Raw genomic sequence first — 13,613 nt, forward strand, 5'->3', positions numbered from 1 at the left:
CCTGCCTATTCTTTTTTTAATTCTTCTGTGCACTTCAAACTTGAAAAGACTGATGATAAAAATTCTAAGAGTATTCTTGAAATAGTTTTAAAAAAAATTGGTTGACGAGGTCAGAAAAAGCAGTGGTCGGAAAGAGAAAACAAGCTTTGTAATTATTGATGCTCAAAGTGTTAAAAATACTGATACAGCGGAGAAGAAAGGATATGATGCAGGGAAAAAAATATCAGGAATAAAAAGACATATAGCAGTCGATAGCCAAGGGCTTCCTCATGGGAAAAATTGCGAAAGAAAACTACATACAAGCCTGAATATGGTGGTTCTTGCTTTTTATGCGATAACGCTGCCTACTATTAGGTCAAAAATCGTTGCAAATTACCTAAAAACATCCAGAGTAGAAATCAAATTCTTGCCTCCTTATTCTCCCGATCTCAATCTGATTGAACGCCTTTGGCGATTCATGAATAAAAAAGTCCGCAATAATCGATATTATGAAAAATTCTTAGCCTTTAAGAAGGCAATTTGTGCTTTTTTTGAAAATATTCCTAAATATCGGGAAGAACCGCAACCTCTTTTATCTAGGAAATTTTGCTTAGTTAAATCTTAATTTAAAAACAAACGAGTTCTCTAATTGCACACAAGGGGAATATAAATTCTCTTAATTCTTCATAAGCTCTCCGAGCCGATATTTTGCTTGCAAAATAAAAGGCATTTTTTAAGATCTTAGGACAGCAAAGTTTAATGCGGGAGATAAGTCCAGGGTTCTCTGCGGAGTCTTTTTGAAGAAAACTATTTTAGATTCTTCGCTCCATTATGCTATCCGAAATGAAATGGGCAAGACAATGTATATTACGGCTTCTAAGAGCCAACTCATTTGTCGTCTTTACCTATTTCTTCGGTTTTCTCCTGCAAAAAATTTTAGTCACTTTTCCTAATGTTTTTATTTAGTCTTTTCAAGTTTGAAGTGCACAGAAGAATTAAAAAAAGAATAGGCAGGCGATGAAAGAATCTCTATTGTGATTTTTAACAATCAAACACAAGGAGAGACCTTGCCTAAAGGCTACCATCACCTAACCTATGACCAAAGATGTCAGATTTATATTTTAAAAGCTAGAGGAGATACATCTAGCTCAATAGCAAACATTCTAAAAGTTCATCATAGCACTATTAGTAGGGAACTTAAGAGAAATAAAGGGCAACGAGGATACCGTCATCAGCAAGCTCAAGAAAAAGCATTTCTTAGAAAAAATTCTCAGCCCAATAAAAAAATGACTCCTCAAATAGTTACCCGTATTGAAGAAAAAATCAAGTTGCAATGGAGCCCTATACAAATATCCGGATGGCTTAAAAGACATGGTAAAGAACATGTTAGTCATGAGACCATCTATAATCATATCTGGAAAGATAAACGACAGGGAGGACAGCTTTATAGAGAGCTCCGTCATCGAGGGAAAAAATATAACAAGCAGAGAAAGGGAGCTTCTGGAAGAGGGAACATGCCTGGTCGTATAGATATTAAGCAACGGCCTTGTATTGTAGAAAAAAAGACTCGTTTAGGAGACTGGGAACTAGATACAGTCATAGGGGCAGGACATAAAGGCGTAATTGTATCAATGGTAGAAAGAACTTCCAAGCTAACTAAGCTCGCCAAAGTTTCTCATAAAACTGCAGAGGAAGTAAGTCAAGCGTTAATTGAACAACTTAAACCTATCAAAGATTTTGTACACACATTAACAGCAGACAACGGAAAAGAATTTGCCTATCACCAAATGGTTAGTTTCGAGCTAGAGACAGACTTCTACTTTGCAACGCCCTACCATTCTTGGGAAAGAGGCTTAAATGAGCATACAAACGGACTAGTTAGGCAATATTTTCCTAAAACACAAAGCTTTTTAGATACGACTTCCAAGGATATAGAAAGGGTGGAAACTTTACTAAATAACAGACCTAGAAAGGCTCTCAACTTCGAAACTCCACTAGAAGTGTTTACGAGATTATCTACAAACATGCTATGCTCGGGTGCACAATAGATGTTTTTTCAAGTATTTATATGTTCTTTTTTGTGCACTTCAAGGTTGAAAGGGCCTTTCTAAAAAAATGCGTTTTTAAGCTGCCTTTGGCTCACCGTAAATAAATTCTTTTTGTTCAATCAGCATCTTGTGCATAATTACGGATAACTTTCTACCTACTGCTAAGGCGGCTTTCTTCATTCCTTTTTTTCTCATGATTTTTAATCCCCAAGCTTTTAGCTTGCTCCATTTCTTACTTCGTGTCAGCATTACTATTCCGGCTTCAACTAATAGAGATCTAAGTTCACTGGATCCACATTTTGAAATTCTTCCCTGTCTTTGCACCTCTCCGGAGGCATACTGTTTAGGCGTCATACCAAGATAGGCTCCTACTGGTTTAGAATCGTTAAAACGAGTGGGATCAAAAATTTCTGTTTTATAGGTTAATGCTGTTACAGGTCCTACGCCAGGGATTGTCATAAGCCGTTGTACTTCTTTATCTTGACTGACCAGCTTAAGCATTTCTTTATCCAGTTTTTCTACTTCCTCAACTACCTTATCAAAGGTATTTAATAGAGAGGTTATGCTCAGAACAATACTTTTTTCCTGTTTTTCTATCTGCTTTACAACCACAGACGAAAATCTTTTGGATCCCACAGATCCCAATCGTATTCCGTAACTTTTAAGCAAGCCCCTTACAGTATTTTTTAACTGCGTTTGCTGTTTAATTAGCGCTCTTCTGGAAACTAACAAAATGCTTTTTTCTACTGAATCTTGGGGCTTACAGTGTACTCATGTATACATACCTGATCGAAGGGCTTCTGCGATTCCTCTTTCAAAGCCAACAACGATTTCTTGAAAATCTCTTTTGGAAAAATCATCTGCTAGTAAATCAGGATCTGTTTTTTCTGAACCTTCATGGACAATCTTACCTTGTTCATTTAATACACAGATAAAAGTTCTTTTCATTGATACATCTCATCCAATATAATGCTTCATGGGTTGCTCCTCATTTTTTTGCTCTTTAATGAGCGGTTTTGAGATTTGAAAAAATCTCGTTTATATTGGAGAGTTTAACCTACTCCGTTTAAGGAGCAACCCCTTCTTTGTGTGCAATTATGGCATGTATACACAAATGACGGATCGTAGGCTATGAAATTTTTTATTTAATTAAATAATATGGAAGAGATCGTGTAGAACAGCCAAAGTTACTTCGATAAAAATAAGTAAGATGATTGTCCACTCTAAACGAGAACTGTGTTGATGATTAATCTCATTGGATAGGATTTGAAAGAGTTCATGCATAACGTTGAGTTTTTTATTGAGGACCTCAACACGTTTATTGATATCGAGATAATGAGAAGTGCGTCTATAGAAGGGTTCTAGTTCAGGGTAATCCCAAAAGAATTCTGGAGTATCAAGGCTTTCACTATGCAAATTAATAAAATTACGCTCAATGAATATATAACCCATTTTCTGATAGATCTCTTTACGAGAAAGGGGGATTTTGCCTTTTTGAGCTAAATCGCTAGGGAGGTGTTTTGTGCGTTCAATATTTTTTTGTACAAGATCTTCAAAAATAATTAATTTAACCGATTGAGCTAAGCCATGTGAAATGGCTAATTTGGTTAAATCATTTTGATTTTGTAACACAATTTCATCTTCTTCTATCTTGAAATTATCCCCATAGACATAGGTGAATTCATCTAATTCTAATTTACCAGGATCTTTTTCAAATGTTTTTAGAGAATCCAGAATCTCTTTTTCTTCCTCTTCACTAAATCCCCAACAAACAACTACTCCATAAGAAAAGCAAAAAACATCTTTTTTTTCCTGTTTATCTTCTTGAAGCTGGAGGTGGATTACATCGCGAAATAGCTGGCAGATACCCATCCTCTGCAAGTATTGGAATAAGCGAGGGATATCATAAGAGGAAGCTGTGCAATAACAAGTACAACGCATAAGTTTTTTCATATCAGCTAGGTTTAATTCTAAAGAATAGAGCAAAAGCAATTTTACTTGAATTGATTTTAACAAAACCATTAAGATCTTTTCTTAAATATTGCGGGGGTGGCGGAATTGGTAGACGCGCTACCTTGAGGTGGTAGTGGGTTTTCTCGTGGGGGTTCGAGTCCCCCCTCTCGCATGATTTTAAGGCTGCTTCTCTCTGTTTCTAAATCGATTATCCGGAATTGTCTAGCCTACATTCCTAGACCTAAAAGATAAAAATATGGGATTCTAAAACAAGTCTTTTCAAGTTTGAAGTGCACAGAAGAATTAAAAAAAGAATAGGCAGGCGATGAAAGAATCTCTATTGTGATTTTTAACAATCAAACACAAGGAGAGACCTTGCCTAAAGGCTACCATCACCTAACCTATGACCAAAGATGTCAGATTTATATTTTAAAAGCTAGAGGAGATACATCTAGCTCAATAGCAAACATTCTAAAAGTTCATCATAGCACTATTAGTAGGGAACTTAAGAGAAATAAAGGGCAACGAGGATACCGTCATCAGCAAGCTCAAGAAAAAGCATTTCTTAGAAAAAATTCTCAGCCCAATAAAAAAATGACTCCTCAAATAGTTACCCGTATTGAAGAAAAAATCAAGTTGCAATGGAGCCCTATACAAATATCCGGATGGCTTAAAAGACATGGTAAAGAACATGTTAGTCATGAGACCATCTATAATCATATCTGGAAAGATAAACGACAGGGAGGACAGCTTTATAGAGAGCTCCGTCATCGAGGGAAAAAATATAACAAGCAGAGAAAGGGAGCTTCTGGAAGAGGGAACATGCCTGGTCGTATAGATATTAAGCAACGGCCTTGTATTGTAGAAAAAAAGACTCGTTTAGGAGACTGGGAACTAGATACAGTCATAGGGGCAGGACATAAAGGCGTAATTGTATCAATGGTAGAAAGAACTTCCAAGCTAACTAAGCTCGCCAAAGTTTCTCATAAAACTGCAGAGGAAGTAAGTCAAGCGTTAATTGAACAACTTAAACCTATCAAAGATTTTGTACACACATTAACAGCAGACAACGGAAAAGAATTTGCCTATCACCAAATGGTTAGTTTCGAGCTAGAGACAGACTTCTACTTTGCAACGCCCTACCATTCTTGGGAAAGAGGCTTAAATGAGCATACAAACGGACTAGTTAGGCAATATTTTCCTAAAACACAAAGCTTTTTAGATACGACTTCCAAGGATATAGAAAGGGTGGAAACTTTACTAAATAACAGACCTAGAAAGGCTCTCAACTTCGAAACTCCACTAGAAGTGTTTACGAGATTATCTACAAACATGCTATGCTCGGGTGCACAATAGATGTTTTTTCAAGTATTTATATGTTCTTTTTTGTGCACTTCAAGGTTGAAAGGGCCCTTCTAACAGGGAGGGTATCTAGGACTTAAAAAGCTTCATGCTAAAACCCAAATGCCTAAAAGAAGAAGCAAGAAAAATCCTTTAACAAAACAAGACAAAAAAAATAATCAATTCCTCTCCAAAGAACGTGTAATTAATGAAAATGCTATTGGTCTGCTTAAGCGATTCAAAATTTTAGCTGATCGTTATAGAAATAGACGAAAAAGGTTTGGTCTTCGGTTCAATCTAATTGCGGGCATTTATAATCTGGAGCTATGTTAATGGGTTTTGAAAGAGGTCTATTTTTTAGTTGATCATTTACAGTTTCAATAATAGCTCTTTTACGAAGAAGTACTTTATCCCGGAGATTCATGAACTTATTTTTCATTTGGGCAAGGTCTCTCCTTGTGTTTGATTGTTAAAAATCACAATAGAGATTCTTTCATCGCCTGCCTATTCTTTTTTTTAATTCTTCTGTGCACTTCAAACTTGAAAAGATAAGGTTTATTTCGGAATGAAACTTGATTTTAGAATCCTTAAATATCCTAAAATCATGTCTTCTACCTTTGGAAAAAAACGACTTGAAACTTGTCGTTAATCCTATATTTTTCTATACGATTGAATCGGAACCAATATAGACTCTCTTAGAGCCTGTTTAAAGTCTTTTCAAAAGTAGAGCAATAAAAGCGAGAACCACCATAGGTATCTCTCAAAAGAAGTTCCAGTCAATAGATTTCTTGCATAACCCCTTATTTTAAAGCTTTCATTTATAGATTCCTAATCTTAACAAAAGCATTTCCAGCTATGAACCTATCTTGAATTAAATTTACTGTTTTAAAGATACTTGCCGACTTAAGAAATTCATCCAATATCCCAGTAGTCCAAACATTAATAGTCCGTTCCAATATATTGCCTTTCTTTCCCAGCGCACTGTAAGACGACGGAAGCATGTCTTTAACCAAGAAATCGTTCTCTCAACGACCCAACGTTGCTTTTCAAGGTAGCAAATGCCTTTTATCTTATATCCCTTAGTGTTTCTTTTCCGAGCTATCAGAGGAAAAACCTCATGGGAAAGAACATCGATACGTGTTTGCTCTGAGTCATAACCTTTATCTGCTTCAAGTATGGGTACTTTTCCCTGATTCCATGCTTTTTTAATGAAGGGAATGACTTTCCTAAGCAGAGGGATCACTTGTTTTTTCTCATCCCCGGATGCTGATGTAAAAGTGATTGCAAGAGGCTTTCCTGATTTTTCTACCAGTAAATGCGATGTCACGCCTTTACCTTTGTAGCCATAATCAACTTGCTCTCCTCCTCCGCGTCCGCTGGAAAAAAAAACCATCTACAGAGAGTCTCTGGGCATCAATACACCCCAGCTGTTCGGCAAGCTTAAGCAGCTCTTCTAAAAATTGATCTAAAAATCCAGCAGATTGCATTCTTCCAAGCCATGCGTGTGCTGTTGAGGGATGAGAAAACTCCTTGTTTCTAGGTGCATCTTTCCAAGGAGCTCCTGTCCGAAGCACCCAGAAAATAGTATTCACTACAGGTCTCCATGGCGCTAATTTTCTTCCATAATGGTTACGATTTACCCATTTTTCCATTTGAGGTTCGAGTATTTTAAACTGTTCTTCATTTAATCCTTGCTTGCTCATGTCATCTGTCTTTAGTTAAAAAATAAAAAGATCTGGTATCATAGCGAAAATTTATATTCAATTCAAGATAGGTTCATATCGCTCAAACAATCATATCTCCTGGATTAAAATACTTTAAAATTTTAGATTGCTTATTGCTTATTGCTTATTGCTTATTGCTTATTGCTTATTGCTTATTGCTTATTGCTTATTGCTTATTGCTTATTGCTTATTGCTTATTGCTTATTGCTTATTGCTTATTGCTTATTGCTTATTGCTTATTGCTTATTGCTTATTGCTTATTGCTTATTGGTTATGCAAGAGATCTAATGATCTTTTACTGAAAAATGCTCTTTATCAATCCGGGCCATATAAAAGAAAAGATATGCCTTACAATAAAAAATGGCTTCACAAAGAGTTTGAAAAAAAAATTACAGTTGTAAATTGGAAAGCAGCACAACGTGATGTAGAAAATTTTCTTAGGCCAAAAGATAGAAAATTTGTCGAGAATTGGAACGCAGCATTTTTCCAAAAACAAATTGAAAAAATAGAATTGGTTTCTATGTAAATTAAGTAATTTTAAGTTTCTTCAGCTTGAGTTTCATTAATTTTAGATTGCAAAGAGGGTTTATGGAACAGCAAAAGCAAAAAGGCGCCTAAAGCAATGCCTGAGGCAGTCAAATAGATGAGAGTATAATGTAGAAAGAAAAGCCCAATGACTATTGGAGCTGCGATTTGTACCATTGCAATAACAGCTTGGCTCAATCCCATAATTTCTCCTTGAATACTCGGTAAAGCAGAAAAGGAGATTAGGTTAAATATGTTTGCTGCTGTAAAAGAAGAAATAAAAGCTGCTGTGCAATCAAAAACAGACAAAGATACAAACTTATGAGTAAAAGAAGCTATGCAAAATAACAGACTTAAAGCTAATAAACCGTAGCAGGGAATATTAGCTAAAGAAACCCGTTTGATTAAAAGACGATTAATTAAAGAACTTCCTAGAATCCAGCTAAGTCCTAAAAAACATAAAGTGATCCAGGTCGGAGGGGAATTAAATTCTAAAAAAGAATAGGAAGAAAAAGATTGAAAAACCAACATCCAACTTAATAAAAACAAGGATTGGATGAGAAATAAAAAACGCAATTTAGAAATGCGAAAAACTCGGATCAGTTTTTTCGGCCCCTCAGTAAGCTCCCATTTGATTTTCTTCTTTTTCAGATGATGTGTTTCTTTTAATAAATAAATTAAGATTATTAAATTAATGATCCCCATAAGGGCTGCTATCATAAAAGGCAATGAAGGGGAGAAATGAGGATCAAATTTACGATTGGCCAGAACTCCTCCGGCAAACATAGCACATAACCAACCAAGTCCTCCTATACCAGTTAGATAACCAAAATATTTGGAACGCTTTGTATGATCGGGATGTAAATCGGAGATTGTGGTTAAACATAAACCGGTATTCCCTGAAAAAAAACCAGATATTAACCGTCCTAGAACCAATAAAATAAAATGGGAAATATAAAAAGCAAAGGCAACGAGCAAGTGACCCAAAACCATTCCAGTAATGGTAATATAAAACGACTTCTTTCTTCCGATTGTATCTGAAATGCTTCCTATTAAAGGTGAACCAAAAAGCAAAGCTAAAGGAAAAACTGTCCCTAAGGTAGTAAGGCTGACATTTTTCCAAAATAAACTAGAGGTGATTAGATGGGATTGGGAACCGAGAATAACAGAGGATAAAACGGGAATAACAAGTGCTAAGCTAAAATTATCGATAAAATAGAGTAAAAAAATTGGAAAAGAGGCCTTCATAATTTTAAAATAAATGTTTCAAGTATTTTCTTGAAAGATCTGATTGATTTTTTCGTTCAAATCTTTTGATAAAGCATAGTTTTGAATTTGAGAAAAGGTGGTTGCATAAGCCAATGTCAATAAGGTATCCCATTGCTCTTGTGAAAATCTAAAAGAAAATTTTGGTGCATGAAAGCTGCAAAAACTTTCTCCATAATGAAGTGCCCTTGCTTCTTTTTCACATTGGCTACAAAAAGGTTGCAGGGCAAGCAATCCTTCCTGTTTGAGCAATTTTAGACAAAAGCTATTGGTTAAGACGTCTGTATTCTCAAAATAGGGGATAGCTTTCAAGCATTTAGAGAAAAATTGATAGACTTTAGGAGCTGGTTTGTGAGGTAATTGAGAAGTTAATATGATTTGTACTAGATTTGCTGCTGCTTGGATGTGTTGCATTTTTGTACGCAATTGTAGATGCTCGCTTAAAACCGATCCATCTACAAAATGCATGAGACTGCCTTTACCCCGATAAAAAAGATATTCACCCTTACAAAGAGGGGAGCTTAATGCCAATTTATCCGTTCTTTTAGCCGAGATTCCTTTAATGATAAATTGCAGCACCCCATAACAATTGGTAAAAACCGTGACGATCCGATTCTTATCTTGATAGGGCAGAGAACGTAAAACAATCCCTTCTGTTTTTTCATATTCCATAGAATTTACGCATAGTTTATTTTCTCTTTGAAAAGAAGATGGGGATTGTTTTTTTACCTTTAAGAGAGTAATCTATCTTGAACTTCAAAGTTTAGCACCGATAGCTCAATCGGATAGAGTACCCGGCTTCGAACCGGGTGGTTACAGGTTCAAGTCCTGTTCGGTGCAATTTTTTTAAAAGTTTAAAGATTTAGAAGGTTTATGCGACAAAAAAAAGCAAAAAATGTCGCAGAAATGTCGTAGAAAAAATCAATCTAGGTTTATTCGATAATGGGTAACTTTTTTCTCTCCTATTTGGTAAATCAGCTTTTTCTCTACTAAATCGGAAAGATCTCTTTGTAAAGTACGTCTATTTATAGACGGGTAAAATGATTCATATTGTTGAATAGTAAAGTCTTCATTTGTTTCCAGCAATTGTTGTAATATCTGTTTTTGCCTTTTGGAAAGTTTGTATTTTGCTATCATAATAGCTAACTTCATAGCATGAGTGCCTTTAAGTTGAATTTCGTGCATTTGAGTTTCTAGAGCCTTGGAAAAATATTCTAGCCAAACAGTCATATCCATATTCTTGTCTTTAACAGACTGAATAGCTTTGTAATAATTGGCTCGATTCCGGTCGTAATATTCACTTATTGTAAAAAGTTTTTTAAAATCATACCCGAATTTATAAAGACACAAAGTGGACAAAAGTCGGGTCGTTCTACCGTTGCCGTCTAGAAAAGGGTGGATATGAACTAATTGAAATTGTGCAATGCCAGATACAAGGACAGCGGGAATGATTTGCTCATTTTGTATCCAAGCCAATAGTTGAGCCATAAGAAAAGGGACTTCATAAGCTGTTGGTGGAGTATAAATGATCTCTTTGGTTTTTGAATTCGCTACATAGTTTTGGACATTTCTATATTGACGTGGTTGGGCATTGTTTCCTCGAACGTCATCGACTAGTTTTTTATGGATTTCTCGGATTAACGCTTCAGTAATAGGTTTTTGAGAGACCAGATAATCAGATACAAAATCAAAAGCTTTTTTATAATTTAACAATTCTCTTACATTTTCAACATCTACTCTGGATAGCTTCTTTCCGGAAAGGAGCTTTTCAGATTGATCTAGGCTTAAATGAGTGCCTTCAATATGAGTAGTATGATGAGCTTCGAGAATAAGAGCTCTAGCCTGCATCTTAGCCATCCAATCTTCTGAGAGTATGGCAGCTTCTAGAAAACCGCGAGTGTGTTCAATAGAGGTTAAAGCATTTGCTATAGAAAGAGTAATAGTGAATTTTGGGGAAAATTGCATAGCTTTTATATGTTTTTTTATTTGAAGTATGTCATAAAAACCAACCATGCTCAAGGTTTATTATTGCTAAAAGACCTAAGAAAAAAACCTTCTGTTCATACATGAATGTTATCGTTTTGATAACATTCATGTATTTGCTAATTTTAAACGAAAAAGATCTTTAAACAACTAACCTCATGAATATTGATCATTTTGGCTTGATAGGAGTATAATCGAAATGCAATCGGTTTAACAGCATAAGAGGTATTATGAACGACAAAAACAAATTTGAACAAGATCTTGGTTACCGTATTGATATTATCGGGCGCCAGGTTCAAGTAACCGATTCGATAAAAAACCACATTTGGAATAAACTCTCCAAAATTGAACGTTTGCATAATCACATCTTGCGTCTACATGTTACATTAGAAGTTCATAAGGTTGAACATACCTGTGTATTAATAGTCAAACTCGATCATCTTAAGATTAAAGCACAAGCTACAAGTACAGATATGTATGTTTCCATTGATCGAGCAATTGATCGATTACATACTTTAATCCGTCGGTATAAAGATAAGATTCGAGATCATCATCAAAAAGTATCTACAACAGTAGATATGGTGGTAGATATCTTTAAAAAATCTGAAGTAGATCAAATTAATGCAGAGATAGAAGAGGAAAACCGAGAAAGGGAAATACAAGCTCTTTTGCCTCCCATGATTATTGACACAAAAGTGAAACCTCTTAAGACACTTAATACAGAAGAGGCTCTTATGAAAATAGACCTCTCACAAGATCAGTTTTTAATTTTTCGCTCAGAAGAAGATCGTAAATTAAAAGTTCTCTATCGTCGTAAGGACGGTCATTATGGCCTTATCCGACCCGAATAATGATAAGCCTTGGCTTATCGACAAGATGCGTGGCGTTGCTATTCGAGCAACGCCTGAAGAAAAAATCAGACAAAAATTATTACATGTTCTGATTGAAGAACTCTTTTTTCCTAAGGAATACGTCGTCGTGGAAAAAGCACTTAGCGAATTGCCTCACCTTCAAGGAAAGCGTGTACCAAAAAGGCGTCTTGATATTTTATGCTATTTTCCTAGGCATGATCAGCTCCTGCCTTTATTGCTGATTGAATGTAAGAGAAGTGGGGAGAGAAAGCAGGCTTTAAGTCAGGTAAGTGGATATAATTATTGGGTGAAAGCTCCCTTTGTCGCTGTAGCAAATCAAGAAGGTATTTTGTTTAAGTATTTAGATGTAGATTCAAATGAAATGGTTATAAAAGAAGGATTACCTTCCTATCAGGATTTAATTGCATGTTGCAAATAGTAAATAGTCTGGATCATTTAGAATCTTGTGATACGGATGTTTTATCTGTATTTGATGTAAATTTACTTCCTCGTTTAGATAAATGGCTTTTAGAAAACCCCAAAAGGTTTTTAGTTTGTATAGAAAAAAATTTGCAGGCTTTTTTACAAGCGAAAGTTCAATGGCAAAATCCACAAATTAGATTGTATCATTGGGATTCTAATGCTAGTTTATGTCATAGAATTGTCTGGGAGTTTTGTCTTTTACGTTTGACTCAAGTAGCTATAGATGAAGAAGAGCGTATCTTCTCCAAAATGCTCGAAGAGATGCATATCCAAGTGTATCTCTTGATTTCTGATTTCCGCGACCTAGGAGAGGTTATCATAGCTAACCTATTACAAAACATAGGCCAAATACCGGTGTCTCTTCTTGGAAAATCTTTAGAAAATTGCTGTCAAAATGTACCCGCAATCATTTGTGGAGCGGGCCCATCATTAGATGGACAAATACCCACGCTGATTCAAGCGCAAGAGAGAGCTTTGTTATTTGGCGCAGGTTCTGCTATGTGTGCTTTAGAAACGCAAGGGGTTTATCCGCACTTCGGGGTAGCTTTTGATCCAGATCCTCCTCCTAGTCGATATTTAACACAAACAGGCTATGAAACGCCCTATTTTTACCAGTCTAGGATCTCTTCTAGACAGCTTGCTTTTTTACATGGCCAAAAAATATGGATGCCCGATTCAGCTAATTATCCTTTAGAAAAATGGATCTATCAAGAGTTAGGCCTTAATTATCCATTAATGGATAGCGGGTTTACAGCAGCTAATTTTTGCGCATTGATTGCAGCCCATTTGGGATGTAATCCCATTATTTGTGTAGGTATGGACTTTTGTTCTCCAGAAAATCAAGTATACGCAGCAGGTATGCAAGCAGACCAGGGAAATTGGGTGGAGTGTATCAATGCAAAGAAAGAAAAGAGAATCTCAAAACCAGATTGGTTAGCAAGCGCTTCTTGGTTAGATCAATTTGCTGAAAAGAATAAAGAAATCAAATGGATATATACCGATCAAGAAGCAATGCCTTTAGCACATGTCAAATACCTTCCTTTAGAACAAGTTTCATTGCCAAGCGCTTTTGATACCACCTCTTTTAGTTACGCACTAACAGCTCGAGCAGCTAGATCTGAAATTACCCAAGAAAGCGTACGAGCTGTTTTGCATAAATTGAGTAATAGCTTTACAGAAGCGCTTGATCTATGCGATCAATTGCTAAAACTATGGGAAAAGCATTACCCCCACTCTATTTTGGAAACAGGAGAGCTTGCTCTATTAGAATCTGATTTAGCGCAAAATATTTGTGTACAGAAGCTTTTGCTGCCGCTTTGGGAAATTTGGAAATGGCCTATTTTAAGACAAGAAGAACATCTTCCCACAAGAGTTCTGCATCAGCATTTATTTTTTAAAAAAGCAGTTGAAATCCATTTGTCTACTTTCAAGAGTTTAAAAATATGATAAAAGAAAACTAT

Annotated in this window: 13 protein-coding genes, 2 tRNA genes and 5 pseudogenes; 11 read left to right on the plus strand and 9 right to left on the minus strand. The window is 35.8% G+C overall.

Translation table 11 applies throughout. The annotated features are described in order from the left end of the window. Window positions 1-66 precede the first annotated feature (66 nt). The 3 genes and pseudogenes from RHABOEDO_RS03040 to RHABOEDO_RS03050 all read left to right on the plus strand — a co-directional run. Window positions 67-271, plus strand: a pseudogene (locus RHABOEDO_RS03040) (transposase); the annotation flags it as partial. Between the two features lie 87 nt (window positions 272-358). Then, window positions 359-604, plus strand: a pseudogene (locus RHABOEDO_RS11690) (transposase); the annotation flags it as partial. 409 nt (window positions 605-1,013) lie between these two features. Beyond that, on the plus strand, window positions 1,014-2,027 hold the full coding sequence (locus RHABOEDO_RS03050; protein WP_215216525.1) for an IS30 family transposase: 1,014 nt from the start codon (window positions 1,014-1,016) through the stop codon (window positions 2,025-2,027). A gap of 75 nt (window positions 2,028-2,102) precedes the next feature. Here the strand turns inward: RHABOEDO_RS03050 and RHABOEDO_RS03055 are convergent. The 3 genes and pseudogenes from RHABOEDO_RS03055 to RHABOEDO_RS03065 all read right to left on the minus strand — a co-directional run. After that, a pseudogene (locus tag RHABOEDO_RS03055) lies at window positions 2,103-2,783 on the minus strand (IS110 family RNA-guided transposase); the annotation flags it as partial. Window positions 2,784-2,798: 15 nt separating this feature from the next. Then, window positions 2,799-2,975, minus strand: coding sequence for a hypothetical protein (locus RHABOEDO_RS03060; RefSeq protein WP_220017752.1), 177 nt, complete (start codon window positions 2,973-2,975; stop codon window positions 2,799-2,801). A 201-nt stretch (window positions 2,976-3,176) separates the two neighbouring features. Continuing rightward, a complete protein-coding gene (locus tag RHABOEDO_RS03065) occupies window positions 3,177-3,980 on the minus strand; it encodes an RMD1 family protein (protein WP_245397551.1) in 804 nt (267 codons plus the stop codon). Window positions 3,981-4,070: 90 nt separating this feature from the next. Here RHABOEDO_RS03065 and RHABOEDO_RS03070 point away from each other — a divergent pair. The 3 genes and pseudogenes from RHABOEDO_RS03070 to RHABOEDO_RS03080 all read left to right on the plus strand — a co-directional run. After that, window positions 4,071-4,152 (plus strand) — tRNA-Leu (locus RHABOEDO_RS03070). Window positions 4,153-4,322: 170 nt separating this feature from the next. Then, a complete protein-coding gene (locus RHABOEDO_RS03075; RefSeq protein ID WP_215216525.1) occupies window positions 4,323-5,336 on the plus strand; it encodes an IS30 family transposase in 1,014 nt (337 codons plus the stop codon). Window positions 5,337-5,405: 69 nt separating this feature from the next. Further along, window positions 5,406-5,654: pseudogene (locus tag RHABOEDO_RS03080) on the plus strand (transposase family protein); the annotation flags it as partial. Between the two features lie 19 nt (window positions 5,655-5,673). Here RHABOEDO_RS03080 and RHABOEDO_RS03085 read toward each other — a convergent pair. The 3 genes and pseudogenes from RHABOEDO_RS03085 to RHABOEDO_RS03095 form a co-directional block, all read right to left on the minus strand. Next, window positions 5,674-5,760 (minus strand): annotated as a pseudogene (locus RHABOEDO_RS03085) (transposase); the annotation flags it as partial. A gap of 438 nt (window positions 5,761-6,198) precedes the next feature. Beyond that, on the minus strand, window positions 6,199-6,714 hold the full coding sequence (locus tag RHABOEDO_RS03090) for a transposase (RefSeq protein WP_215216393.1): 516 nt from the start codon (window positions 6,712-6,714) through the stop codon (window positions 6,199-6,201). After that, entirely contained in the window at window positions 6,671-7,024 is a 354-nt protein-coding gene (locus RHABOEDO_RS03095) for a transposase (protein ID WP_215217041.1), read from the minus strand. The genes RHABOEDO_RS03090 and RHABOEDO_RS03095 overlap by 44 nt, the downstream gene beginning before the upstream one ends. 169 nt (window positions 7,025-7,193) lie before the next feature. On the opposite strand from RHABOEDO_RS03095, the gene RHABOEDO_RS03100 reads away from it, so the two are divergent. Next, the gene (locus tag RHABOEDO_RS03100; protein ID WP_220017753.1) at window positions 7,194-7,571 is read left to right on the plus strand and encodes a hypothetical protein; all 378 of its coding nucleotides are present in this window, start codon (window positions 7,194-7,196) and stop codon (window positions 7,569-7,571) included. An 11-nt stretch (window positions 7,572-7,582) separates the two neighbouring features. Here the strand turns inward: RHABOEDO_RS03100 and RHABOEDO_RS03105 are convergent, their stop codons facing one another. Then, window positions 7,583-8,818 (minus strand): MFS transporter, encoded by a 1,236-nt coding sequence (locus RHABOEDO_RS03105; protein WP_215217157.1) that lies wholly within the window; start codon window positions 8,816-8,818, stop codon window positions 7,583-7,585. Window positions 8,819-8,836: 18 nt separating this feature from the next. Then, complete coding sequence (gene recO, locus RHABOEDO_RS03110; protein ID WP_215217156.1) at window positions 8,837-9,508, minus strand: DNA repair protein RecO; 672 nt, start codon at window positions 9,506-9,508, stop codon at window positions 8,837-8,839. A 94-nt stretch (window positions 9,509-9,602) separates the two neighbouring features. Here recO and RHABOEDO_RS03115 point away from each other — a divergent pair. Then, window positions 9,603-9,676: transfer RNA gene (locus RHABOEDO_RS03115), tRNA-Arg, on the plus strand. An 81-nt stretch (window positions 9,677-9,757) separates the two neighbouring features. Here RHABOEDO_RS03115 and RHABOEDO_RS03120 read toward each other — a convergent pair. Next, entirely contained in the window at window positions 9,758-10,849 is a 1,092-nt protein-coding gene (locus RHABOEDO_RS03120; RefSeq protein WP_281069556.1) for a Fic family protein, read from the minus strand. A 200-nt stretch (window positions 10,850-11,049) separates the two neighbouring features. Between RHABOEDO_RS03120 and hpf the strand changes: the two genes are divergently transcribed. From hpf to RHABOEDO_RS03135, 3 genes are read left to right on the plus strand one after another with little or no spacing between them, the layout of a single operon-like run. Beyond that, window positions 11,050-11,670 (plus strand): ribosome hibernation-promoting factor, HPF/YfiA family, encoded by a 621-nt coding sequence (gene hpf, locus RHABOEDO_RS03125; protein WP_215217154.1) that lies wholly within the window; start codon window positions 11,050-11,052, stop codon window positions 11,668-11,670. Then, window positions 11,648-12,109 carry a type I restriction enzyme HsdR N-terminal domain-containing protein gene (locus RHABOEDO_RS03130; RefSeq protein WP_215217153.1) on the plus strand — a complete coding sequence of 154 codons (462 nt, stop codon included), beginning with the start codon at window positions 11,648-11,650 and terminating at the stop codon, window positions 12,107-12,109. Before hpf ends, RHABOEDO_RS03130 begins: the two co-directional genes overlap by 23 nt. Further along, a complete protein-coding gene (locus RHABOEDO_RS03135; protein WP_220017754.1) occupies window positions 12,100-13,599 on the plus strand; it encodes a motility associated factor glycosyltransferase family protein in 1,500 nt (499 codons plus the stop codon). Before RHABOEDO_RS03130 ends, RHABOEDO_RS03135 begins: the two co-directional genes overlap by 10 nt. Window positions 13,600-13,613 lie beyond the last annotated feature (14 nt).

The organism is Candidatus Rhabdochlamydia oedothoracis (assembly GCF_019453995.1).
GTDB lineage: Bacteria > Chlamydiota > Chlamydiia > Chlamydiales > Rhabdochlamydiaceae > Rhabdochlamydia > Rhabdochlamydia oedothoracis.

Bases quoted from the DNA above. Each gene is read 5' to 3' on its own strand.
- RHABOEDO_RS03060 (WP_220017752.1), bottom strand. From the start codon at position 2,975: ATGAAAAGAACTTTTATCTGTGTATTAAATGAACAAGGTAAGATTGTC.
- RHABOEDO_RS03065 (WP_245397551.1), bottom strand. From the start codon at position 3,980: ATGAAAAAACTTATGCGTTGTACTTGTTATTGCACAGCTTCCTCTTAT.
- RHABOEDO_RS03090 (WP_215216393.1), bottom strand. From the start codon at position 6,714: ATGGTTTTTTTTTCCAGCGGACGCGGAGGAGGAGAGCAAGTTGATTAT.
- RHABOEDO_RS03095 (WP_215217041.1), bottom strand. From the start codon at position 7,024: ATGAGCAAGCAAGGATTAAATGAAGAACAGTTTAAAATACTCGAACCT.
- RHABOEDO_RS03105 (WP_215217157.1), bottom strand. From the start codon at position 8,818: ATGAAGGCCTCTTTTCCAATTTTTTTACTCTATTTTATCGATAATTTT.
- recO (WP_215217156.1), bottom strand. From the start codon at position 9,508: ATGGAATATGAAAAAACAGAAGGGATTGTTTTACGTTCTCTGCCCTAT.
- RHABOEDO_RS03120 (WP_281069556.1), bottom strand. From the start codon at position 10,849: ATGGTTGGTTTTTATGACATACTTCAAATAAAAAAACATATAAAAGCT.
- hpf (WP_215217154.1), top strand. From the start codon at position 11,050: ATGAACGACAAAAACAAATTTGAACAAGATCTTGGTTACCGTATTGAT.
- RHABOEDO_RS03130 (WP_215217153.1), top strand. From the start codon at position 11,648: ATGGCCTTATCCGACCCGAATAATGATAAGCCTTGGCTTATCGACAAG.